Consider the following 21,767-nt stretch of genomic DNA (forward strand, 5'->3'; position numbering starts at 1 on the left):
AGTAGCCTTAGTTTTTATATACTTTTCCGTTTTTCATCACAAAAGAAACCGACTTTAACGTCTCTACTTGGTCTATCGGATTTTTATCTGTTGCCACAATATCTGCAATAAAACCTTCTTTTAATTGCCCTAATTCTGTTGCCTTACCTAACAAAGTCGCGTTAGTTACTGTAGCAGCATAAATAGCTTTTGTTACTGGCATACCAGCTTCTACCATGTAAACAAATTCCCTCGCATTTTCACCATGATTAAAAACCCCTGCATCTGTACCAAAAGCAATAGGCACTCCCCTTTTGTAGGCCTTGGCAAACATGGCTTGAATTTTAGGTCCGATTTCACTCGCCTTTTTAGCTACAACCGGCGGAAAATAACCAGGCTTTTTTGCGTTCTCCGTAACTTCTTTTCCCGCGGTTATAGTTGGCACCAAGTAGGTATCATATTTTTTCATTAGCTCCATAGTTTCCTCACTCATTAAAGTGCCATGCTCAATGGTCTTGATTCCACCTAAAATGGCGCGTTGCATTCCTTCATCTCCATGTGCATGTGCCGCTGTGAGCATCCCATAATCTTTAGCCGTATCTGTAATTGCTTTAATCTCGTCTATCATAAACTGTGGATTCTGCCCGCTTTTGGCCACACTTAAAACCCCGCCAGTTGCTGTAATTTTAATTACATCCGCCCCCTCTTTGTAGCGCTGCCTCACTGCCTTTTTACCTTCTTCTGGTGAGTTTACCACGCCTTCTTTAGGTCCTGGGTCGCCCATTTGGTCCCATTTCATACCATTAGTTGGGTCCGCATGCCCACCTGTAGTAGCAATTGCCTCACCTGCAGTAAAAATTCTAGGCCCTACTACAAGTCCATTATCAATTGCTTTTCTTAAAGCGATATTCACCCCACTACCGCCTAAATCGCGGACTGTTGTAAAACCTGCCATCAAGGTTTTCTTTGCGTATACTGTGGATTGAAACGCCACATCCACATCGTTCTTTGTATACCTATCTATGTAGGTTGTAGGACTAGATTCACTTTCTATATGCACGTGCATATCTATGAACCCAGGCATAACTGTCTTAGTCTTTAGATTGATGACTTGATCCGCAACTTCTCCTTGAACGTATCCGTCTACTATGGATTTAATCTTATTTTCAGAAACAACTATTGTCTTTTCTTTTAAAAACTTACCGGTTTCCACATCCATAATCGTTCCACACTGCAGGTAGGTATCTTGCGCCGAAACTCCTTGAAATATTAGCATGAATAGGGCGATACTGAAAAAAGTAGTTTGTTTCATTTTAATTAGTTTCGTTAGTTATTTAATGGCAAAAAGGTACAAAAAAAGAGGGCTATGCCCTCTTTTACTATCATTTAAGTCTTAAAAGCACTAAGACCGTACTTTTTTCTCCCATTCCCATGCAGATTTCATAGCATCATCTAGGGTAGACTTTGCAGACCAACCCAAAACTTCATTAGCTTTTTTGGTATCTGCGTAAGCTTGGATTACATCGCCCTCTCTACGCGGAGCAATTCTGTAATTCAATTTTTCCCCAGAAACACGTTCAAAACTTTGTATTACCTCTAATACAGAGCTACCGGTACCTGTTCCTAGGTTAAATACTTCGTAATTGCTATCATTTTTTTCATCTACCAAACGCTGTAAAGCAGCCACATGTGCTTTTGCTAAATCTACTACATGAATGTAATCCCTAATACAAGTACCATCTGGCGTAGGGTAATCGTCCCCAAAAACGGATAGCTGCTCACGCATACCAATACCCGTCTGTGTAATAAACGGCACTAAATTTTGCGGCACTCCTAAAGGCAATTCTCCTATTTCTACAGACGGATGGGCCCCAATAGGATTAAAATAGCGCAAAGCGATAGCATTTAGTTGCGGATTTACTTTACACGTATCTCTAATAATTTCTTCCCCAACTTGCTTAGTGTTACCGTATGGTGATTCTGCAGCTTTTACGGGAGCAGATTCTGTAATTGGCATAACATCTGCTTGCCCATAAACAGTACAGGAAGAACTAAAAATAAAATTTGCAGCTCCTTTTTTAGTCAATTCTTGAAGCATATAAGTGAGTACACCCAAATTATTCTCATAGTACAACAAAGGCAACTCTACGCTCTCACCAACTGCTTTAGATGCTGCAAAATGGATTACTCCATTGACATCGTCATATTTTTGAAAAAATTCTTGTACTTTTTCTTTGTCGCGAAGGTCAAATTTTTCAAAAGCTGGCTCTTTTCCTGTAATTGCCGTGATACCTTCTAGTACTTTTTCCGAAGAATTAGAAAGGTTATCTACGATAACCACCTCAAAACCTTCATTTTGTAGTTCTACTACGGTGTGGGAACCGATGAAGCCTAAACCCCCGGTTACCAAAATTCTTTTACCCATTATTGTTTATTTACAAAGTTGATGACTAAATCTGTAATAAAATTTATTTGCTCATTATCCAGTTCCGTATGCATGGGTAGGGAAATCACTTCTTGAACCAATTGGTTCGTCACCACAAAATCTTCTTCTTGAAACCTACTATCCACGTATGCTTTTTGCTGATGCAATGGAATAGGATAATACACTCCACAAGGAACGCTATTTTCATTTAAATGTTGCACCAATGCATCTCTTTTACCATTGGTAATCTTTAATGTATATTGATGAAATACATGGCAGGTACATTGCTCACAAGCACCACTGCAATTGGTCTTTTTATAAGGCGTTATTATATGCTCTTGCCCTGCAAAAGCGGCATCATATTTAGCTGCAGCAACCTGTCTTTTTCTATTGTATGTATCTAAATTAGGCAACTTAGCGCGCAAAACCCCAGCTTGTATAGAATCTAATCTAGAATTAACCCCTACTACATCATGATGATAACGTTGATACATTCCATGGTTTACCACACCCCTTAGTGTATGCGCCAGCTGGTCATCATTCGTAAATATAGCACCTCCATCACCATAACAACCTAAATTCTTAGATGGAAAGAAAGAGGTGGAAGCTACATGACCAATAGTGCCACTTTTTGCCTTGCGACCATCCTCATAAAAATAATTAGCACCAATAGCTTGGGCATTATCTTCTATCACAAACAAATCATGCTCCGCTGCAATAGCCATAATCTCCTCCATATTAGCACACTGGCCAAACAAATGCACAGGAACTATAGCTTTAGTTTTTGGTGTAATAGCTTTTCTAATAGCATTAGGGTCTATGTTAAAGGAATCTGGCTCAACATCTACCAAAACAGGTGTTAAACCCAAAAGCGCAACAACCTCTACGGTAGCTGCAAAGGTAAAATCTGCAGTAATAACCTCATCACCAGGCCTAAGACCAAGACCCATCATAGCAATTTGCAAGGCGTCTGTACCATTTGCACATGGTATTACATGCTTTACTCCTAAATATTCTTCTAACTCTTTTTGAAACGCATGAACCTGAGGTCCATTGATATAGGCAGATGTTTGCAATACCTCTTCTATTGCGCTATTTACCTGCCCCTTAATCCCTTCATACTGACCCTGCAGGTCTACCATTTGTATTTTACGCATGTTGCTGAATTATGGTTCAAAAGTAGCAAATTAAGTGTGGTACGCACAGCAATTGCTGTAAAGAAATGTATTTTAGCACAAACTAAAATAAGTGAGTATAGTTTATAACGGCATCTTAATTGTCATTGGCTTTCTTTTAAAGCTTATTGCACTTTTCAATCCTAAAATAAAACTGTTTGTAGCTGGAAGAAAGGAAAGTTTTAATCGCATTAAGGCAGGTCTAAATAAGAACGATGATGTGTTGTGGATGCATGCTGCATCTTTGGGCGAATACGAACAGGGGCTCCCTATTTTAGAAGCTCTAAAAAAAACATATCCCAATTACAAAATATTACTCACCTTTTTTTCCCCATCTGGTTATGAAGTAAAAAAAGACAAAACCCCAGCAGATGTAGTTGCCTATTTACCTTTAGACACAAGAGCCAATACAAGAAAAATACTTCGGCTAATTCAACCAAAAGCCGTTCTTTTTGTAAAGTATGAAGTATGGCCTAATTTAATGACAGCACTTAAAAAATCTGACATACCCACTTTGCTGGTCTCTGGCATTTTTTCTGAACGCCAAGTGTACTTTAAATGGTATGGCGGATTTTTAAAAAATGCCTTAAAAAAGTTTGACTATTACTACGTACAAGACGAAAATTCTAAAAACCTATTGGCGTCTATCGGCATCACTAATGTTACCGTTGGTGGAGATTCTAGATTTGATAGAGTTACCCAGATATTAGAAAGCGACACAACACTTTCTTTTATGGATGCCTTTTTGCAAGACCACCCTTGTATTGTAGCAGGCAGCACTTGGCCACCAGATGAAGAACTACTAACAACATTTATAAATAAAGATACTTCTGATTACAAATATGTTTTAGCTCCACACACATTAAAACCTGCACATATTTCTAAAATTGAGGAGCAACTAAAGGTACCGACCGTAAAATATTCTAATCTTAAAAATACGGATGTATCCAAAGCCAAAGTTGTAATCTTAGACACTATTGGACTACTTACCAAAGTATATAGTTATGCCACGATTGCCTATGTTGGCGGTGCTTTTGGCACGGGTCTACACAATACATTAGAACCTGCTGTATTTGGAATTCCAGTCTTAATTGGGCCTGATTATGTGGATTTTATTGAAGCCAAAGCTTTAGTTAAAAAAGGAGGTATTTTATCTATTAACAACCAAGGAGAATTAAATGATAAATTGAGTCAACTACAAACACAAGAACAAGAGCAAAAACGTTTAGGTGAGCTCAATGCATCTTACATACAAAATCAAAGAGGCGCTACAGAAAAAGTAATGAACCATCTTAAAGGACTGTTGTAAATTTTAGTAGTTTTAAAACAAACTCACTAAACTGATGGACAAAAAAATTCTACGCATTTCTATGACTGCCGCCTTGGCTGGTTTTCTTTTTGGCTTTGATACCGTTGTAATTAGCGGTGCCAACCAGCCTATAAAAGAACTCTGGAACACCAATTGGTTTTTAGGCGATTCTATATTTACATTTCATGGCATTTTTATCATGTCCATGGCATTATGGGGAACCGTTTTAGGATCTCTCTTTGGTGGTATCCCCACAGACCGTCTGGGGCGTAAAAAAACATTATTCTGGATTGGCATTCTTTATTTTTTATCGGCCGTAGGTTCCGCATTTGCACCAGAAGCCTATAGTTTTTCTTTTTTCAGGTTTATCGGTGGTGTCGGGGTAGGTGCTTCTTCTGTGGCTGCACCCATCTATATTTCTGAAATATCTTCTGCTAATAATCGTGGTAGATTAACTGCTATGTATCAATTTAATATCGTTTTTGGTATTCTCATCGCTTTTATCAGCAATTATCTTATCGGCACCTTTTTTAATGAAAGCACAGCGTGGAGATGGATGCTAGGCATAGAAGGACTACCTGCCTTAATCTACACAATCATGGTTGCTAAAATACCCAATAGCCCAAGGTGGCTTTTACTTAAAAATCATTCTCACGCAATGGTGTCAAAAAGCTTAGCATCACTTGGTGTACCTTCTTTAGAAGCAGAAACAAAGATTGTTGAGATTAAGACTGCTATGGCACAAACTACACTACAACAAAAAGACAAATTGTTTTCTGGCAAATACAATAAACCTTTACTTTTAGCATTCTTAATTGCATTTTTTAATCAATTATCCGGAATTAACTTTGTCTTGTATTATGCTCCAGAAATTTTAGAAAAAGCTGGCCTAGCCTCAGAAACTTCTTTATTTAGTTCTATTTCTATTGGCATTATTAATCTCATATTCACTTTTGTAGGCTTAGCTCTTATAGACAAATTAGGACGCAAGCAATTAATGTACATTGGCTCTATAGGCTACATTATTAGTCTGGCTATGGTAGGCTATTGTTTTAAGGCTGCACTAAGTTCAGAACTCCTTCTTGTATTTATATTAGTTTTTATCGCTTCTCACGCAGTAGGCCAAGGAGCCGTTATTTGGGTTTTTATATCAGAAATTTTCCCCAATAGTGTTCGTTCTTACGGACAGTCTTGGGGCACAGGTACACATTGGGTCTTTGCAGCGCTAATTACATTACTTACTCCCTCTTTCTTAGACAGTGAAATTGGTATATTTAAAGACAATCCCTATCCTATCTTTTACTTTTTTGCAGGTATGATGATTTTACAATTAATTTTTACGACTTTTTTGATGCCAGAAACTAAGGGTGTTTCTTTAGAAGATTTGGCACAAAGACTAGGACGTAAAAAATAAATATTGTCTAAAAATTATGCTTTTTGCATCTAAAAACGCTCTTTTTGTCGAGTATTTGATTGATTTTTAGGCCTTTTTGATGCATTATATGCTATCTTGAAAGGAAATAATCAGCATTATGGCAGAGAACACAACTGTAGGATTTAGCTTTTTATCTGGCTTTCTCCGATTAATGGTTATTACATTAATTGGTATTTTAATAGCCATCCCCGTTTGCATAGTATGCGATATCTTTGGCGTTTTTGATGCCTTGGGGTTACACTTTTGAGCTAACTACTAAATGACAAAACAAGCCTCCGAAATGGAGGCTTTTTAATGCACTACTATTCTTACATTCACTCTTCATGCATAGTTTTCCCCCAAGCATCTAAAGCCAAAAGTATGCTCTTAAGGGTTTGCCCTTTTTTAGTTAATCCATACTCCACTCGGGGAGGAACTTCTGGAAAAACCTTTCTGTATACCATGTTATCTCGTTCTAGCTCCCGTAAACTTTGAGTAAACATTTTGTTAGAAATAGCAGGTATTTTAGATTGTAAAATACCAGAACGCAACGGATTCTCTAATAAATGAAAAAGCAGTAAAGGTTTCCACTTGGTTCCAATAACTTCCATTGTTTTGTTAAGAGGACAATAAATTTTATCTAAAGGCAAAATTATATCTATTTGATTTTATGCTATTTACTCTTATAGTAACTTAACAACTAAAAAAGTAAGTTATTGTTTAACAAGCTACTAATTAAGAGCTTTGTTGCAAAATTAGACAAGATGAAAGAACAAAAAACATATCCACGAACTTTTTCTCATATAGGTATTACTGTACCCGATATTTCTGCTGCAGTTGAATTTTACCAAGAAGTAATGGGCTGGTATGTAATTATGCCACCGAGCGAGGTTAAAAACGAAAAAGAAACTGCAATTGGTAAAATGTGTATAGATGTATTTGGAGAGGATTGGAACTCTTTTGAGATAGCCCACTTAGCTACTTCTGATGGTATTGGGATTGAATTATTTTCTTTTCCTGAAACACCAGATATAAAACCAGAGTTTAACCCTTTTAACCCAGGCTTGTTTCATTTTTGTGTGCAGGACCCCAACATTGAAGTCTTAATTGCAAAAATTGTTGCCTATGGCGGTAGACAACGCATGCCCATTAGGGAGTATTACCCAAATGACAAACCCTATAAAATGTGTTATGTAGAAGACCCATTTGGTGTTGTTTTTGAAATTTACACCCATAGTTATGAACTTACGTACTCTTCTGGTGCGTATACGGGTTAATCTTGCAAAAAAATATAATCTAAATAAATACGTGTTTTTAAATACCTTACATAAGAGCGGCAAATATTTGTCGCTCTTATTGTTTATACTATTAACACCGATTAATTTTCAATATTTGCATCTTATACTAGAAAATGAATACAACTTCTTATCCAAATCCTACAATAGAAACTTTTCCTGAACAACAGCTGGTAGGTCTCCATATGGAAATGAGTGTTGCAAACAATACCACAGGATTATTATGGGCTACTCTTGGCCCTAGAATAAAAGAAATTAAAAATATATCTGCCAATTATAAAATCTCCTTACAAGAATATCCAATACATTATTTTAAACAATTTAATCCTAATAGTGTTTTTACCAAATGGGCGCTTATTCCAGTCTCAACTCACGATTATTTACCAGAAGGTTTAGAGTGCTATACCATACCACAAGGGTTATATGCAGTGTTTAAATACAAAGGCTCTAGTAGCAACCCCCTTATATTTCAATATATTTTTACAGAATGGTTGCCAAAATCACCTTATATATTGGACCACAGACCTCATTTTGAGGTATTGGGAGAAAACTATAAAAATAAATACCTGGACTCCGAAGAAGAAATTTGGATACCAATAAAATAGTAAATCTATTCATAGGAGAGATTATAAAATGGCAAATAGAATTAACACAAAAAACATCTACTCGGAGATTTTGTGATTTTAAAATCAATTATATTTGCCTCCCCGATAAGACACTAATTTTTAATTATTTAACTATAAAAATACACCTTATGAAAACAAAGATTATTATTTATTGTATTCTTGCGTTAATTTCTATTTTTCCTTGTTCTTTGATTGCACAATGCAACGGGGCTAATTTTGAGGAAAAAAATGGTATAGCCATTCTTGAAATGGAATTAGGGAATCAAATCCCTTCAAATTGGAAAAAAGAAAACAACATTTCGGGTTTCACAGGCAATTCATATTTAGCTTGGAGAGGCAATGATTCTTTTAGCTCTCCTGGAAATGGCCTAATTAGTTATAAAGTAAAAATTAATAACCCAGGTGTTTATAGATTTCAGTGGCATAACAAAGTTGGAATCGGATCAAATGGTACCGAGCATAATGATTCATGGTTAAAATTCCCAGATGCTTATGATTTTTTCGCTCAGAAAGGTAGCTCTATAAAATATCCAAGAGGAGGTAAATTTAAAAAATCTAATTCTGTTGTTAATGGAAGCTCCAACAATGGATGGATGAAAGTTTACAACAGCGGTGGAGCATCGAAATTCAACTGGACTTCTTTTACTAGTGATAATGACGCTCATAAAATTTATGCTGAATTCACCTCTGCAGGTATTTATACCATTCAGGTTTCTGCAAGATCAAATGGTCATTTTATTAATAGAATGGTTTTGTATAAGGAATCTAATTATTCAGAATCAAATGCTACAGCCCTAAATCGAAATCAAACCAATTGTAGTTCAGAAAATAATAATGATAATAATCCTAATAGCGATACAATTGATGATGGTTCTTCTACAGATACACCCACAACAATTAAAATTAGTAAGATACAGTTGATAAACGCGGATAATAATTCTATAATTCAGAATATTGAAGATGGAGATAATATAAATCTTGGCTCTCTAAACAATACACCCATAGGAATAGTAGCTATAACTAACCCAACTAATGCAGGTAGTATTAACATGAAACTCTCCGGTACTATTAATTCTGAGAGAACAGAAGGTGTAACCCCATATTCCCTTTTTGGAGATATCGGTGCTAACATAGAAGGAAAAATCTTTCCTTCAGGAAATTACACTTTAAAAATTTCAAACCCTGAAGTTTCCAAAACTCTAAATTTTAAAATATCATATAATGCTTCCTCCGATTTAAACGAGTCTGGAGAGGATGAAGACGATGCTTCCACGCCAATTATTGACGATGAAAATACAGATATTAGCTTTGTTTTACTTAATTCCGAAACCGACGAACAATTAAGTACAGTGCAGAATGGTGATATTTTTAATAAAAATCTAGCTCCAAAATTTGGAATTATAGTAAACACTCCATCCAACGCCAAACAGGCCAGTTTAACGTTAGAGGGACCAATAAATCGTTCTACTACCGAAGGATCAGCTCCATTCTCTTTATTTGGAGATATTGGGGTAGACATTCAAGGAAAAGAATTTCCTATAGGTAATTATAGCATCACAACTACAGTTACTTTAAACAATGGGCAAAACATATCTTTGAATAGAATATTTACTATTATTGAAGGAGAAAATCAAGATAGTACTCCCAATAATCCAACCGATAACGACAATACCGATATTTCCTCTAAGTTTTATCTTGTTAACACCGCTACAAATCAGGACATTCAAGAAATAAATAATGGCGCCATAATTGAGACATCTTCTAAAGATAATTTAAGTATTAGATTAGAAACCAATCAACTAAACGTAAAAAGTGTAATTTTTAAATTAAGAGGAAAACAAATTTATAATAGGACTGAAAGTGTTAAACCATTTGCTCTATTCGGTGATATTAATGGTAATTATTTAAATGGAACTTTAAATGATGGTGCATATTCATTAGAAGCCAATCTATTTTCACAAAAAAGTGGAAAAGGTAACCTTTTGAAAAATAAAACAATCAATTTTTCTATAAGGTTGTCAGGTGAGAATAATGTATCTAAAGCTAAAATATATCCAAATCCAGTAATATCGTCATCTTTTGATATCAGTAGCGATTCTATAATCCCTGGCAAAGTTTTTTACAGTATTGTAAATACTGCAGGAATACAAGTTAGTAAAGGAGAAACAGTTTCTAACTCAAAAACAATACATATAGCTTCTGAAAAGTTGAAAGATGCCGGCGTATATTACATCACTTTATACAGTAAAGATGGTACTAAAACCATTCCTTTTGTTAAAAAATAAAAAACCTAATTTTTATACCGATTAAACAAAAGCTCCAAGAATATCTTTGGAGCTTTTGTTTTATTTACATAGCCAATTGTTTGTAACCAAAATAATAGCCACAAAAAAACCCTTCAAAATATTGAAGGGTTTTTACTAAGTGCGGATGAAGGGAGTCGAACCCCCACGCCTTGCGGCACTAGATCCTAAGTCTAGCGTGTCTACCAATTCCACCACATCCGCAGTTCAAATCGGGATGCAAATATACTTCAAAATTTCAATTGTAAAACATTAGAGCAAGAAAAAGTTCTTTTTAGTACTTTTAGCTAAGATTAATTGATACATGGAACAGATTAAAAACTACATTGAATCTAATAAAGAAAGATTCGTTACTGAGCTTGTAGATTTACTAAAAATACCATCTATAAGTGCAGACACTGCTTTTTCTCAAGACGTTATAGAAACTGCTAAACTGGTAGAAAAATCATTAAAAGAAGCTGGTTGTACTACCACAGAAATTTGCGAAACCAAAGGATATCCTGTGGTATACGGCGAAAAAATTATAGACCCTAAATTACCTACGGTTTTGGTTTACGGGCATTATGATGTTCAGCCACCAGATCCTATGAACCTATGGGATTCCCCGCCTTTTGAACCTGTCATTAAAAAAACGGAATTGCACCCAGATGGAGCCATATTTGCCCGTGGCGCATGTGATGATAAAGGACAGATGTACATGCATGTTAAGGCTGTAGAATTTATGATTAAAGAGAATGTTCTGCCTTGTAACGTAAAATTTATGATAGAAGGCGAGGAAGAAGTAGGAAGTGATAGTTTAGAGGATTTTTTAAAAGAGAATAGGGACAAACTTAAAAACGATGTCATTTTAATCTCTGATACTGGTATGATATCTAATGATGTGCCATCTATAACCACCGGGTTACGTGGATTAAGCTATGTAGAAGTAGAAGTCACAGGACCCAATAGAGATTTACATTCTGGCATTTATGGTGGTGCCGTACCAAACCCTATCAACATTCTAGCCAAAATGATTGCGTCTTTACATGATGAAAACAATCGTATCACTATACCAGGTTTTTATGATAAAGTAGAAGAACTATCTGATGCTGACCGTGCACTAATGGCAGAAGCTCCTTTTGATTTAGACGCTTATAAAAAAGCATTGGATATAGAAGATGTTTATGGAGAAAAAGGGTACTCAACGGCAGAACGCTATTCTATTAGACCAACATTAGATGTTAACGGCATTTGGGGTGGTTATACAGGAGAAGGTGCAAAAACAGTTATTGCGAGCAAAGCTTATGCTAAAATAAGTATGCGTTTAGTACCAGACCAGGACCCCGATGAGATTACCCAATTGTTCATGGACCATTTTACCAAAATTGCTCCTAAAGGTGTTAAGGTAAAAGTTAGCCCGCACCATGGTGGTTTACCTTATGTAACACCCATAGATAATATTGGCTACCAAGCTGCTGCTAAGGCTTATGAGACTACATTTGGCAAAACTGCAATTCCAGAACGTGGCGGTGGTAGTATACCAATTGTAGCCTTGTTTGAGCAAATATTAGAAAGTAAAATTATTTTGATGGGTTTTGGGCTTGACTCAGATGCAATACACTCCCCTAACGAACATTTTGGTATTTGGAATTACTTAAAAGGAATAGAAACCATACCATATTTCTATAAGTATTACACAGAACTTGCTCAAGGCTAAGTAAACATAAAGAGGCCATTGGAATAAGTCGAGATGTTTTACATCCACTTTCTTAGAAACACTACACCAAAAAACTCTAAGAAAATGACTTATCTAATGGCCTCCACTGTTAATGGTACTTTTAAAGACTTGGGGGAACAGACTTGGGGGAATGTACCACTCTCAAATGCTTAGCATGCAATAGGCTTATATACGTTTATTAACAATTCGGAATCTGTCAACTCTACATCGCAAATACTAAATTCTTTTTCGTTTGCTTTAAATATGACCATTCCACTGTATTTTTTATTTTCCGTAGTTGTATTTTTTATAGCTCTCATCTGTACTCTTGTTTGTTATTGATATTCCAAATGTACTGCAAGGCTAAAAGTATTTTTTTCGATGAAGTGCAGAATTCCATTTACTATCGACAAACGGTAGTTTAGTATAGTTTAGCCTATTTTGAAAAAAATAACCTCCTAAGTATCAGTATACTTTAATCGGACTTCCTTGCATTACAACTACAACTTTAGCTTTTATTTAAGACGTAGTTTGTAACAAAGCCCTATGGATTCCGTTCTAATAGAAATCATCAAAAAACGAACACTATTATGTTAAATCAATTTTTTATCCGCTGCTCTGGGGCAGATACGGATATACTTTCTCAATGCTCACAAGGAGAGCGTACTAAATACGCTGGTATTGGGGCTACTGTATTTTTCACCGCACTAATGGCTTTTATAGCTAGTAGCTACGCACTATATACTGTTTTTGATTCTATTTACATTGCATTACTCTTTGGACTTGTATGGGGGCTCCTCATTTTTAATTTGGACAGATACATTGTATCTACCATTAAAAAAAGTGGTAGCACTGCACATCAATTCTGGCAAGCCTTACCTAGACTTGTTTTAGCAGTAATCATAGCCATAGTCATTTCTAAACCATTAGAATTAAAGATTTTTGAGAAAGAAATAGACCAAGTTCTCTTACAAGAAAAAAATACCCTGACACTTGCCAACCAAGAACAACTTGCCTTACAGTACACTCCTAAGGTTGAAGCTTTAGAACAAGACGTACAGCAATTAAAAAATGAAATAATAACAAAAGAGGAAGAAACCAACGCATTGTATGCTACTTACATTGCAGAAGCAGAAGGTAAAGCTGGCACAGGTTTACTGGGTAAAGGCCCTGTTTATCAAGAAAAACGAGATAAACATGATGCTGCCTTAGCGGAACTACAACAACTTAAAATTAGTAATCGAGAAAAAATTGAAGCATTAGATGCTCAAATAGCGGCGTTAAAATTGGAGTATAATTCCGCTGTAGAAAATGCTCAACCCATTATTGACCGTTTTGATGGATTGATGGCTCGCATAGATGCAATGAAACAATTGCCTTGGATACCTTCTTTCTTTATTTTTCTACTCTTCTTGACCATAGAAACAGCACCAATTATTAATAAATTAATAGCTTCTAAAGGAGAGTATGACTTTAGACTAGAGGAAAATGAGACTATAGTAAGTAGTTGGATTAATCAAAAAGTTACGCAAAGACAACTGGTAGTATCCACAGACCAAGAATTAAACAAAGAAATTTATAACGATTTAAAATCAGAAAAAGAAGTATACGAATACAAAAAGAAAAAGGCAGAGGAATTATTGAAATTGCAAGCCGATTCTTTTCATAAAGTACAGACTAAAGGACTTTAAACGCTGGCTGCTTGTGCAGCAGCTATTGCTTTCTTCAAACTGTCTTTCCAATACGGAATAGTGATACCAAAAGTGCCTTTAACCTTTGCCTTATCTAAAACACTATATTTAGGTCTTTTGGCAGGGGTTGGGTAGGCAGCAGATAATATTGGCTTAACACGTATAGCCATATTATTCAGCTCAAAAATTTCCTTAGCAAAATCATACCAGCTAGCAATACCTTCATTGCTATAATGGTATATTCCGTAAGCATCACTACCTAATTCCATAATATGTAGCATTACCTCTACTAGGTCTGCCGTATACGTAGGTGTACCTACTTGATCATACACTATAGCTAGTTCTTCTTTCTCCTTACCTAACTTCATCATGGTTTTTAGAAAATTGTGACCATGTTCTGAGTATAACCAAGATGTTCTAAAAATAAAATGCTCTTTTAGATTCTCTGCAATATGGCGTTCTCCTTTGTACTTGGTATCTCCGTAGAAACCAATAGGTCTAGCAATATCTTGCTCTCTGTAAGGCTCATTTAAGAATCCATCAAAAACAAAATCTGTAGAAACATGAAAAAGTGTAGTCTTATTTTGCGCACAATAAATAGCCAAGTATTTAGGTCCATTACTATTTACATTTCTAGCTTGCACGTTATCTTGTTCCGCTTTATCTACGTGTGTATATGCTGCACAATTTATGCAGTAATCGTATTTACCCTTTTGCAGTTGTTCTGCCACAGCAGCCTCATTGGTAATATCCAACTGTTTGGATGACTTAAAATCAAAATCAAAACTTGGATAATTCTCAGCCATTGTTTTAATGGTCTGCCCTAATTGCCCGGACGCTCCTGTAACTAAAATTCTCATATGCTAAGAGTAGTTTTTTATCAAATTACTTTGTTTGTTATTAACGATTAGGGTTGTCTAATTAGTATAGCACCACCTAAGAAACTGGTGTAACTGTGGTAGGTTTGCTTACCGTGTTTACAGGTTTAGATGCTTTTTTTTTGCCTTTACCTATATTGTAATGCATAGCAATCTGCCCCAGTTGAAAAACAATCTTTAAAGAATCTTTAAAGGACAGTTTAGAACCATCTGCATGTATCCATCTTTTTAATGGTTGTTCACAAATCATAGCAACTGCTTCTTTTCTGCCATATGTATTGCTCATGCGCTTAAATATCTCAACATCAAACAACCAACGTGTTAAAAATGGCTTACTAAATACCAGTTGCGCAATTTCTTTATCCATAATCTTAGCGCCACATTGGGTATCATTAAACGGCATTCTAAGAATAGATCTAATTAAAAAATTGATGGTTTTACTGATAATTGCTCTAGCAGATTCCTTATTGATATCTGCCCCCATTCTTGCCATTCTAGAACCACTTACAATTTTGTAATTAGATTTTTTAATGGTCTGCACCAAATCGTCAAAGTCTTTAAAATCCGTAGATAAATCGGCATCTAAATAGCCAATATAATCTAGTTGTGGGTCTTGTGCTAAGTGCAGTGTCCCCAGACGAACCGCTTCTGCTTTACCTCCATTTTGCGGACAATCATATACACTAATATGGTCTTCGTGCCCTTTTCTTAGTTTATGTAAAACTTCTAATGTATTATCCTTACTACCGTCATTTACAAAGCACAAATGATAGCCTAAGTTTTGTTTTACAAAGGATTGAAACTCATCACTCAGCAAGCGCTCTTCCTCATTATAACAAGGAATGACAACCCCCACAACATACTCCTGCAACATTTGGGTGTCATTGCTATTTCTTTTAGTTTCCATTGCTTTTTCTGGAAGACCAATTAAATTTTTAACACGAGCAGCCACCTCATTTAAACTCACGGGCTTTTTCATATAATCGCTAATACCTAAATCATAGCCATCCAAAATGGTTTCTTCATCGGTATTTCCAGAAAGAACCATAATTGGTATTGCAGATTCTTTTGTATTCCTAATGTGTTTTACCACTTCTAGACCGTTAACCTCTGGCATGTTTATATCTACAATTACCAAATCTGGATTAAAGCTTTCAAACTTCTCCTTACCAGTAATACCGTTGTCTGCAATTTCTACGGTATAGCCAATCTCTTGTAGTCTTTTTTGTAAAGACATTAAGATTAACTGCTGATCATCTATTGCTAATATTTTCATAGTATTTTTTTTAGTAGCGGGTTATCCCCAGTTAATATTGGATTATGTATTAGGCCAATACCTTTTTTTGTTTCTCTGTAATTGTTTGTGTGGATTTTATTTTCCCCCTTCTTTTTCTGATGATATCAAACAGATCTAAATACATTTCTGCTATTTTAGACATGGGCAGCGATGTAGCAGCCTTGTAATTAGTTTCCCCTAGGCTTGTGCGATAAGCATCATCCACCAAAATCTTTTCTATGGCATTGGCTAAAGATGAAGGATTATCCGCCTCAAAAAACTCACCGGTATATCCTTCTTCACGAATTAGAATACCTAAATCCCCTAAATCTGGTAATACTACTGCCTTACCATAACTACCCGCTTGGTGCAAAACACCCGAGCTACCTGTTGTAGAAGTATATGGAAATACAGCTACTGCACTTTCTTCAAAAATGCGTTGTACATCTTCTTCTGGTACGTAACCTGTAAATCTTATCTGTGGTACATGTTTATATTTTTCTGCAACCGCCTCTAGATAACCTGGCGTGTTAGGACTATCGGTACCAGCAATTACAATCTCTATATTTTCTTGGGTACGTTGTCTAATTTGTTCTACAGCTTCTATCATTACCTCTACCTTTTTATAGGTGCCGAACTTACCAAACGCCATTACTTGTTTAGGACCTTCTGGCAAACTAAATTTTGGTAGCGGAGGCAACTCAAACGTACCGTGCGGAATCAATTTTATATTCTCTTTTTTGTATTTGCCTTTAAGCGTAGTTACATATTTACTAATAGTAACTGCCACCTCATCTGATGCTAAAACGAACCGAGTTAACGTAGTACCAATAAAATTGTAAATTGACGCCAGCAATTTGTTATTGGTAAAACCTGCATCCTTAAGGTCTACTGTTTCCATTATATTATGCAATAAGGAAATGGTAGGCACGCCCATATTTTTAGAAACAAAAGGCAATAGCAAACCAAGCGCAGCTGGTACTTTTTTATCGCCAAACTTCATAAATTGTAGGTTATACAATACCGCATCTGGTCTAGTGACTCTTATTGCTTTGGCAACACTTAAAATGTTGGTATAACTATTAAAACTCCAACATTCTTTTACCACAATACGGCAACCAGCCTCTGTAAAGTCTAGTTGTTTGTCACCTTCAGTTTTGTCGCATAGTAAAATCAATTCTTCTACGCGGTCTTGCATTCTAAAATGTTTAACAAGGTAATAGGCATATTCTGTTAAGGTTACCTTGCTGGGTGGATAAGCTGTTACAATAGCTAGCTTCATGTTACTTTGTTTTGGGGGTTAAGAACACTTCCTTTCTTAAGAAATAGCCTAATTGAACAAACAACAGCACTGCCATAGCAATGATTTGCATAATGATAACAGTGTTAAGACTATCATGAAAGAAAATGATAAGTAGTATTTGAGACATACCTAATACTCCAGATAGGATTACAGGTACATATTGATCTAAAGACAAAAAATAATACGCAAAGATGTTACTTAAGGCAAATAATGAAGTGGCAAGAGCATATTTCCATAGTAAATGAGCAACTTCTAAATATTCTTTACCAAACATTATATTCACCACAGTTTCTGGCATTATAGCACAAACACTTACTATAACTATGGCCATAGCACCAATGTAACTTACGTATTTAAACAATACTGGGGCTGTAGGTATACCTTCTTTTCTATTTTTAATTACGGTAGGCAACAATAACATTACAAACATCCATGCAGCAAAATAAACTACCCTACCAATTAAAGCTAAGGAGGCATAAAGACCTGCTGGTTTGGCCTCAAAAAAATGCTTTACTAAAAGGATATCACTATTATTTATAATGATTTGCGTTAACTCATAACTAGCGGTTAGTAGCATAAAGCGTAAGACATGCTTTTGCTCCCCTGAAGTCAGTTTCTGTTCAGAATCAATTTTTAATGATTTTATTTCTGAAGGAAACAAACCGAAAAAGAAACTTACCAAAATACCAATAGCTACTAATAACCCGGGCTCCCATGGTAATACATATACAAGTACCAGAGTAAGTATTAATCGGCTCCACATCTCTGTTTGATAAGTTGTGGATAGCGGCCTATAATCTTGTCTTCCTTGATAAATACCACGATTAAGACTCATAAAAAAGTAAACGGGTATGCCCAAGGCAAAAACCATAAACATTAGACCACTATTGGTGTGGAATAAAGTCTTTAAATATCCTGAACTTAACGCAACGACTAAAGCAATTAAAGTACCAAAAATAAGTACCCATTTAAGCGTTTTGTTTTTAAAGCCCAACCAAGAATCTCCTGAAAATTCTACAACAAATTTGGCCGCTGTCAATTGAAAGGTCATCCCAACAAAAGACAACACTAACAGTAGGGTAATTAACAGAGCTGCTTCTGCAAAAGCTACAGGACCTAAAACTCTACCCAACAACAAATTATACAAATAGTTACCACCGTTTACGACAATGACACTAAGCATAAATACTTGCTCGGGACTTAATTTTCTAGATATGGAACGGATAGCTTCCATAACTTATGCCTGGGCAATTTTATATTTATACAAATCTTTCTGTGTGGTAGAAACGTAGTTTATTCCTGCGTTAACCTCAAATGCAAATCTTTTAAGTGCGTGCATTTCTTTAACCACTTCATTATTAATTTCTACTACGCCATCCATGTTCAATGTAAGTTGTGCTCCAGATTCTAGGAGCGGCATTAGATAGCTACGCAGACTAATTAAGTTAGAAGTAGATAAACTACCCTCTATAAAAATGATGCTGTTTGTTTCTTTAATATGTAATGCCATTTTTTTAGGTTTTAGGTTTAAATTTGGGTTTGCCAAACGTAGGCATAATACCTAAATAACGTTTTATCTTAATATTATTGTAATCTTTTACTTACTTTTCGATGAAAAACGTGTGCTCTATTCCAAAATCCTACGGCATGTACATACTTTTCTAAAAAGGAAAGGTTCATCTACCTTACAATAAATAGTAAACTTATTGCTTAGCAGGCACTACAAATATTTCCATTATAAGCCACTATGCATCAGCAACAAAGACCAATAACCATTTACTATAGATGAGTGCAAATTAACTGTCTATTGAAAAGGATTATCCTATAATTAACTTTATTAATACCAAACAATGCTAATAAAATTAAAAAAGCGTCGTTATTTTTTGTAGTAATAAACCTACTTTTTATGAAACAAAGTATTATTTTGATAATTACCTTAAGTACGTATATGTCTGTTTTTGCCCAAATAGACATTACCAAAGGTTTTGCCTTACTAGAAAAAGGAGACTTTGCAGCAGGCAAAGATTTCTTTGCAGACTATTTAAAAGAAGACCCCAATAATAAAACTGCCCGCTTATGCTATGGTAGAGCTTTAGGACTAAGTGGTGCTCCCAAAGAGGCAATTACTTATTTTGAAGGATTATTGAAAGATTATCCTGGAGATTTTGAAATAGCTTCTAATTATTGCGAAGCATATCTGTGGGCAAAAGATTTTAAGACTGCAAAGCCACTCTTTTTAAAATTGAATCAAGACCACCCAGATAAATATGGTGCTGTGTTAGGCATGGCCAACACCCTTTCTAACTTACAAGAATATACAGATGCTTTAGAATGGGTAAATAAAGCTATTGCTTTAAATCCAGAAAACGAAAGTGCAAAAATATCCCGTAAGTATATCTATCTAGGGTACGCCTATCAACTTTCTAAAAAGGAAGCATACAAAAAATCTGAGCAATTATTGAAAAAAGTTTTTGTTGATTACCCTGACGATAAGCAAGCACTACAGAACTTAGCTAATCTTTACTTAATGACCAAAGAGCATGATAAGCAAATAGCTACCTATAAAAAAATGGCTACTACTCATAAGGATAGTATTATTGCTCTTAACGGCATTGCTCTAGCACAACATTTAAAAGAAGAAGACAAGGAGGCACTTGCCACCGCCGAAAAAGCGAAGGCTAGCTTAAAACCAGAAACAGAAAAAAATGAAGTTACCGCAACACACAATAGATATGTACAAGCTTTAATCTGGAATCAGAAATATGTGGTAGCTAGGAATACTATAGAGGCGTTAGAAAAAGAATTCCCTAACGAACAATGGCTAATACTTTTACGCTCCACTTTAGGTATGTATACTGGTGATTTTAAATCCAGTATTAGTAACTATGATGTCATTCTAGAAAAAGACAGTACTTCTTTTGACGGAAATATGGGTATGGCTAACGCCATGTTTGCCTCTGATAATTTAATTCCCGCTTATGAAAATGCTTTTAACACCTTAAAAATATACGAGAACCAAAAAGATGCTATTGGTTTTATAGAACGTTTAAACAATCAAAATTCTCCTTTGGCAGAAGAATGGTTACAATACACCTTTGATAACGGCAACAACATTGCCTGGGCAAGTACTACCTCTGTAAACATCCCGTTTACACCCAAAGTAAAAACAAGTGCTAGTTACCAATACCGTACTAGTGAAAATGAAGTTACTGTAAACAAAGCAAGTTCGCATACCTTCACGGTAGGTGCTAGATATAAACTAATGCCCAACGTAGATTTACTTGGTAATGCTGGGGTGTATGCGGCCAATTTTTCTGATAGTACATATGTGTCTTCTGTATTAGAGGCCAAATTGCAAACAAAGCCTTTTAAACTTAATAGTCTTGAGTTAAATTATAAAAGAGAAGTACAGGCTTTTAACGCAGAACTTATTAAGAGGCAAATAGTGATGAACCATTATGGTTTAACTTATAATTTAGGCACCAACTTTAATTTAGGTTGGTATACCCAGGCCATTTACACAACCCAAACAGATGCTAATGTTAGACAGTTACTATTTACATCTTTGTATTATAACCTTATGAAAAAGCCAGCCCTAAAGGTTGGTGTAAATTTTCAATACCTTTCTTTTAAAGACCAAGTACCAACAATCTACTTTAGTCCATCTAGTTATAAAAATTTGGAACTATTTGGTGATTTAAGAGGCAACCTAACGGTAGACACTAAGGGTTATGTAAGTGCAGCAGGTGGTTTACAAAAAGTGGAACAAGACGATTTAACCCTAATATACCGAGCAGAAGCAGGAATTACCCATAATTTTAGTAAAAGACTTAACCTAACGGCCTACGGTAAATATAGTAATATTGCCTCAGCTATTGGTGCGGGATTTCAGTTTACAGAAATGGGGTTACGGCTTAAATGGAACATTACAGAAAAGCCCTTGTTCTTTAAAACCTTATTTAACGACCAAATGGCACTTCTAGAAAAAACGGAATAAAACAAAAAAAGCGCATCTTAAAAGATGCGCTTTTTTTATGCTTTAAAACAATTTACAAAGTAGAAATAAAGGCTCCAGCAACTTCTAAAATGGGTAGAAAATCTGTATGCATAGCGTCTTTACCCTTCTTTAATTCTTCTTCATAGGTAACCGCCATTCTATAGCCATCTTGTAAGCCAACTATGTTAAGCTTATGTTTAAGCTTATGTACAATTGCAGCCGTCTCTATATAGTTTTTAGCTGCATACATGTTCTTGTAATGCACAAACTCATCTGGGAATTCCATCTTTAAAATCTGAATAAAGTTGGCTTTAAAATCAGCATCTGATCCAGCAACGTCTTCTATATATTTAATGTTTGGTTGTTCCATAGCCAAGAATGATGGTAAAGTTTTTAATTC

General features: G+C 35.5%; 19 protein-coding genes and 1 tRNA gene. 8 read left to right on the forward strand and 12 right to left on the reverse strand.

All coding sequences use genetic code 11. The features are described from left to right. Window positions 1–7 precede the first annotated feature (7 nt). From HCO57_RS06765 to HCO57_RS06775, 3 genes are all read right to left on the reverse strand, one after another. Entirely contained in the window at window positions 8–1,291 is a 1,284-nt protein-coding gene (locus HCO57_RS06765; RefSeq protein ID WP_167988383.1) for a metal-dependent hydrolase family protein, read from the reverse strand. Between the two features lie 90 nt (window positions 1,292–1,381). After that, a complete protein-coding gene (galE, locus tag HCO57_RS06770; protein ID WP_167988384.1) occupies window positions 1,382–2,404 on the reverse strand; it encodes a UDP-glucose 4-epimerase GalE in 1,023 nt (340 codons plus the stop codon). Further along, a complete protein-coding gene (locus tag HCO57_RS06775) occupies window positions 2,404–3,561 on the reverse strand; it encodes a DegT/DnrJ/EryC1/StrS family aminotransferase (RefSeq protein WP_167988385.1) in 1,158 nt (385 codons plus the stop codon). Before HCO57_RS06775 ends, galE begins: the two co-directional genes overlap by 1 nt. Before the next feature lie 91 nt (window positions 3,562–3,652). Between HCO57_RS06775 and HCO57_RS06780 the strand changes: the two genes are divergently transcribed. Next, window positions 3,653–4,888, forward strand: coding sequence for a 3-deoxy-D-manno-octulosonic acid transferase (locus tag HCO57_RS06780; RefSeq protein ID WP_167988386.1), 1,236 nt, complete (start codon window positions 3,653–3,655; stop codon window positions 4,886–4,888). Between the two features lie 34 nt (window positions 4,889–4,922). Next, window positions 4,923–6,302: a sugar porter family MFS transporter gene (locus HCO57_RS06785; protein ID WP_167988387.1), complete on the forward strand. Its 1,380-nt coding sequence runs from the start codon at window positions 4,923–4,925 to the stop codon at window positions 6,300–6,302. Window positions 6,303–6,637: 335 nt separating this feature from the next. On the opposite strand, the gene HCO57_RS06790 is transcribed toward HCO57_RS06785, so the two are convergent. Then, window positions 6,638–6,913, reverse strand: coding sequence for a winged helix-turn-helix transcriptional regulator (locus HCO57_RS06790; protein WP_136949420.1), 276 nt, complete (start codon window positions 6,911–6,913; stop codon window positions 6,638–6,640). Between the two features lie 153 nt (window positions 6,914–7,066). Here HCO57_RS06790 and HCO57_RS06795 point away from each other — a divergent pair, with 153 nt between their 5' ends. From HCO57_RS06795 to HCO57_RS06805, 3 genes are all read left to right on the forward strand, one after another. Next, window positions 7,067–7,579, forward strand: coding sequence for a VOC family protein (locus HCO57_RS06795; protein ID WP_167988388.1), 513 nt, complete (start codon window positions 7,067–7,069; stop codon window positions 7,577–7,579). Window positions 7,580–7,713: 134 nt separating this feature from the next. Next, complete coding sequence (locus HCO57_RS06800; RefSeq protein WP_167988389.1) at window positions 7,714–8,202, forward strand: GyrI-like domain-containing protein; 489 nt, start codon at window positions 7,714–7,716, stop codon at window positions 8,200–8,202. A 149-nt stretch (window positions 8,203–8,351) separates the two neighbouring features. Continuing rightward, the gene (locus HCO57_RS06805; protein ID WP_167988390.1) at window positions 8,352–10,508 is read left to right on the forward strand and encodes a T9SS type A sorting domain-containing protein; all 2,157 of its coding nucleotides are present in this window, start codon (window positions 8,352–8,354) and stop codon (window positions 10,506–10,508) included. Between the two features lie 140 nt (window positions 10,509–10,648). Here the strand turns inward: HCO57_RS06805 and HCO57_RS06810 are convergent. Then, window positions 10,649–10,730: transfer RNA gene (locus HCO57_RS06810), tRNA-Leu, on the reverse strand. Between the two features lie 100 nt (window positions 10,731–10,830). Here HCO57_RS06810 and HCO57_RS06815 point away from each other — a divergent pair. Next, window positions 10,831–12,222, forward strand: a complete 1,392-nt coding sequence (locus tag HCO57_RS06815) for a dipeptidase (protein ID WP_167988391.1) — start codon at window positions 10,831–10,833, stop codon at window positions 12,220–12,222. 170 nt (window positions 12,223–12,392) lie between these two features. On the opposite strand, the gene HCO57_RS06820 is transcribed toward HCO57_RS06815, so the two are convergent. Next, the gene (locus tag HCO57_RS06820) at window positions 12,393–12,542 is read right to left on the reverse strand and encodes a hypothetical protein (RefSeq protein WP_167988392.1); all 150 of its coding nucleotides are present in this window, start codon (window positions 12,540–12,542) and stop codon (window positions 12,393–12,395) included. 270 nt (window positions 12,543–12,812) lie between these two features. Between HCO57_RS06820 and HCO57_RS06825 the strand changes: the two genes are divergently transcribed. Beyond that, window positions 12,813–13,913, forward strand: a complete 1,101-nt coding sequence (locus HCO57_RS06825) for a DUF4407 domain-containing protein (RefSeq protein WP_167988393.1) — start codon at window positions 12,813–12,815, stop codon at window positions 13,911–13,913. Here the strand turns inward: HCO57_RS06825 and rfbD are convergent. The 5 genes from rfbD to HCO57_RS06850 form a co-directional block, all read right to left on the reverse strand. Further along, window positions 13,910–14,773 (reverse strand): dTDP-4-dehydrorhamnose reductase, encoded by an 864-nt coding sequence (rfbD, locus tag HCO57_RS06830; protein ID WP_167988394.1) that lies wholly within the window; start codon window positions 14,771–14,773, stop codon window positions 13,910–13,912. The two genes, HCO57_RS06825 and rfbD, sit on opposite strands and share 4 nt — an antisense overlap. A gap of 76 nt (window positions 14,774–14,849) precedes the next feature. Continuing rightward, entirely contained in the window at window positions 14,850–16,067 is a 1,218-nt protein-coding gene (locus tag HCO57_RS06835) for a response regulator (protein WP_167988395.1), read from the reverse strand. Between the two features lie 49 nt (window positions 16,068–16,116). After that, complete coding sequence (locus HCO57_RS06840; RefSeq protein WP_167988396.1) at window positions 16,117–17,349, reverse strand: glycosyltransferase; 1,233 nt, start codon at window positions 17,347–17,349, stop codon at window positions 16,117–16,119. Window position 17,350: 1 nt separating this feature from the next. Beyond that, on the reverse strand, window positions 17,351–18,604 hold the full coding sequence (locus HCO57_RS06845) for a sugar isomerase (RefSeq protein WP_167988397.1): 1,254 nt from the start codon (window positions 18,602–18,604) through the stop codon (window positions 17,351–17,353). Between the two features lie 3 nt (window positions 18,605–18,607). Further along, entirely contained in the window at window positions 18,608–18,880 is a 273-nt protein-coding gene (locus HCO57_RS06850) for a hypothetical protein (RefSeq protein WP_167988398.1), read from the reverse strand. Window positions 18,881–19,276: 396 nt separating this feature from the next. On the opposite strand from HCO57_RS06850, the gene HCO57_RS06855 reads away from it, so the two are divergent. Then, window positions 19,277–21,367 (forward strand): tetratricopeptide repeat protein, encoded by a 2,091-nt coding sequence (locus HCO57_RS06855; RefSeq protein WP_167988399.1) that lies wholly within the window; start codon window positions 19,277–19,279, stop codon window positions 21,365–21,367. Between the two features lie 52 nt (window positions 21,368–21,419). Here HCO57_RS06855 and HCO57_RS06860 read toward each other — a convergent pair whose 3' ends face one another. Further along, the gene (locus HCO57_RS06860; protein ID WP_167988400.1) at window positions 21,420–21,737 is read right to left on the reverse strand and encodes an Hpt domain-containing protein; all 318 of its coding nucleotides are present in this window, start codon (window positions 21,735–21,737) and stop codon (window positions 21,420–21,422) included. Window positions 21,738–21,767: the final 30 nt, after the last annotated feature.

The sequence above is a fragment of the Croceivirga sp. JEA036 genome (genome assembly GCF_011882165.1).
Classification (GTDB): Bacteria; Bacteroidota; Bacteroidia; order Flavobacteriales; family Flavobacteriaceae; genus Croceivirga.

Excerpts from the sequence above, each read along its gene's own strand:
- HCO57_RS06850 (WP_167988398.1), bottom strand. The coding sequence starts at position 18,880 with ATGGCATTACATATTAAAGAAACAAACAGCATCATTTTTATAGAGGGT.
- HCO57_RS06795 (WP_167988388.1), top strand. The coding sequence starts at position 7,067 with ATGAAAGAACAAAAAACATATCCACGAACTTTTTCTCATATAGGTATT.
- HCO57_RS06790 (WP_136949420.1), bottom strand. The coding sequence starts at position 6,913 with ATGGAAGTTATTGGAACCAAGTGGAAACCTTTACTGCTTTTTCATTTA.
- HCO57_RS06845 (WP_167988397.1), bottom strand. The coding sequence starts at position 18,604 with ATGGAAGCTATCCGTTCCATATCTAGAAAATTAAGTCCCGAGCAAGTA.
- HCO57_RS06855 (WP_167988399.1), top strand. The coding sequence starts at position 19,277 with ATGAAACAAAGTATTATTTTGATAATTACCTTAAGTACGTATATGTCT.
- HCO57_RS06765 (WP_167988383.1), bottom strand. The coding sequence starts at position 1,291 with ATGAAACAAACTACTTTTTTCAGTATCGCCCTATTCATGCTAATATTT.
- HCO57_RS06825 (WP_167988393.1), top strand. The coding sequence starts at position 12,813 with ATGTTAAATCAATTTTTTATCCGCTGCTCTGGGGCAGATACGGATATA.
- HCO57_RS06805 (WP_167988390.1), top strand. The coding sequence starts at position 8,352 with ATGAAAACAAAGATTATTATTTATTGTATTCTTGCGTTAATTTCTATT.
- HCO57_RS06785 (WP_167988387.1), top strand. The coding sequence starts at position 4,923 with ATGGACAAAAAAATTCTACGCATTTCTATGACTGCCGCCTTGGCTGGT.
- rfbD (WP_167988394.1), bottom strand. The coding sequence starts at position 14,773 with ATGAGAATTTTAGTTACAGGAGCGTCCGGGCAATTAGGGCAGACCATT.
- galE (WP_167988384.1), bottom strand. The coding sequence starts at position 2,404 with ATGGGTAAAAGAATTTTGGTAACCGGGGGTTTAGGCTTCATCGGTTCC.
- HCO57_RS06815 (WP_167988391.1), top strand. The coding sequence starts at position 10,831 with ATGGAACAGATTAAAAACTACATTGAATCTAATAAAGAAAGATTCGTT.
- HCO57_RS06775 (WP_167988385.1), bottom strand. The coding sequence starts at position 3,561 with ATGCGTAAAATACAAATGGTAGACCTGCAGGGTCAGTATGAAGGGATT.
- HCO57_RS06800 (WP_167988389.1), top strand. The coding sequence starts at position 7,714 with ATGAATACAACTTCTTATCCAAATCCTACAATAGAAACTTTTCCTGAA.
- HCO57_RS06835 (WP_167988395.1), bottom strand. The coding sequence starts at position 16,067 with ATGAAAATATTAGCAATAGATGATCAGCAGTTAATCTTAATGTCTTTA.
- HCO57_RS06840 (WP_167988396.1), bottom strand. The coding sequence starts at position 17,349 with ATGAAGCTAGCTATTGTAACAGCTTATCCACCCAGCAAGGTAACCTTA.
- HCO57_RS06860 (WP_167988400.1), bottom strand. The coding sequence starts at position 21,737 with ATGGAACAACCAAACATTAAATATATAGAAGACGTTGCTGGATCAGAT.
- HCO57_RS06820 (WP_167988392.1), bottom strand. The coding sequence starts at position 12,542 with ATGAGAGCTATAAAAAATACAACTACGGAAAATAAAAAATACAGTGGA.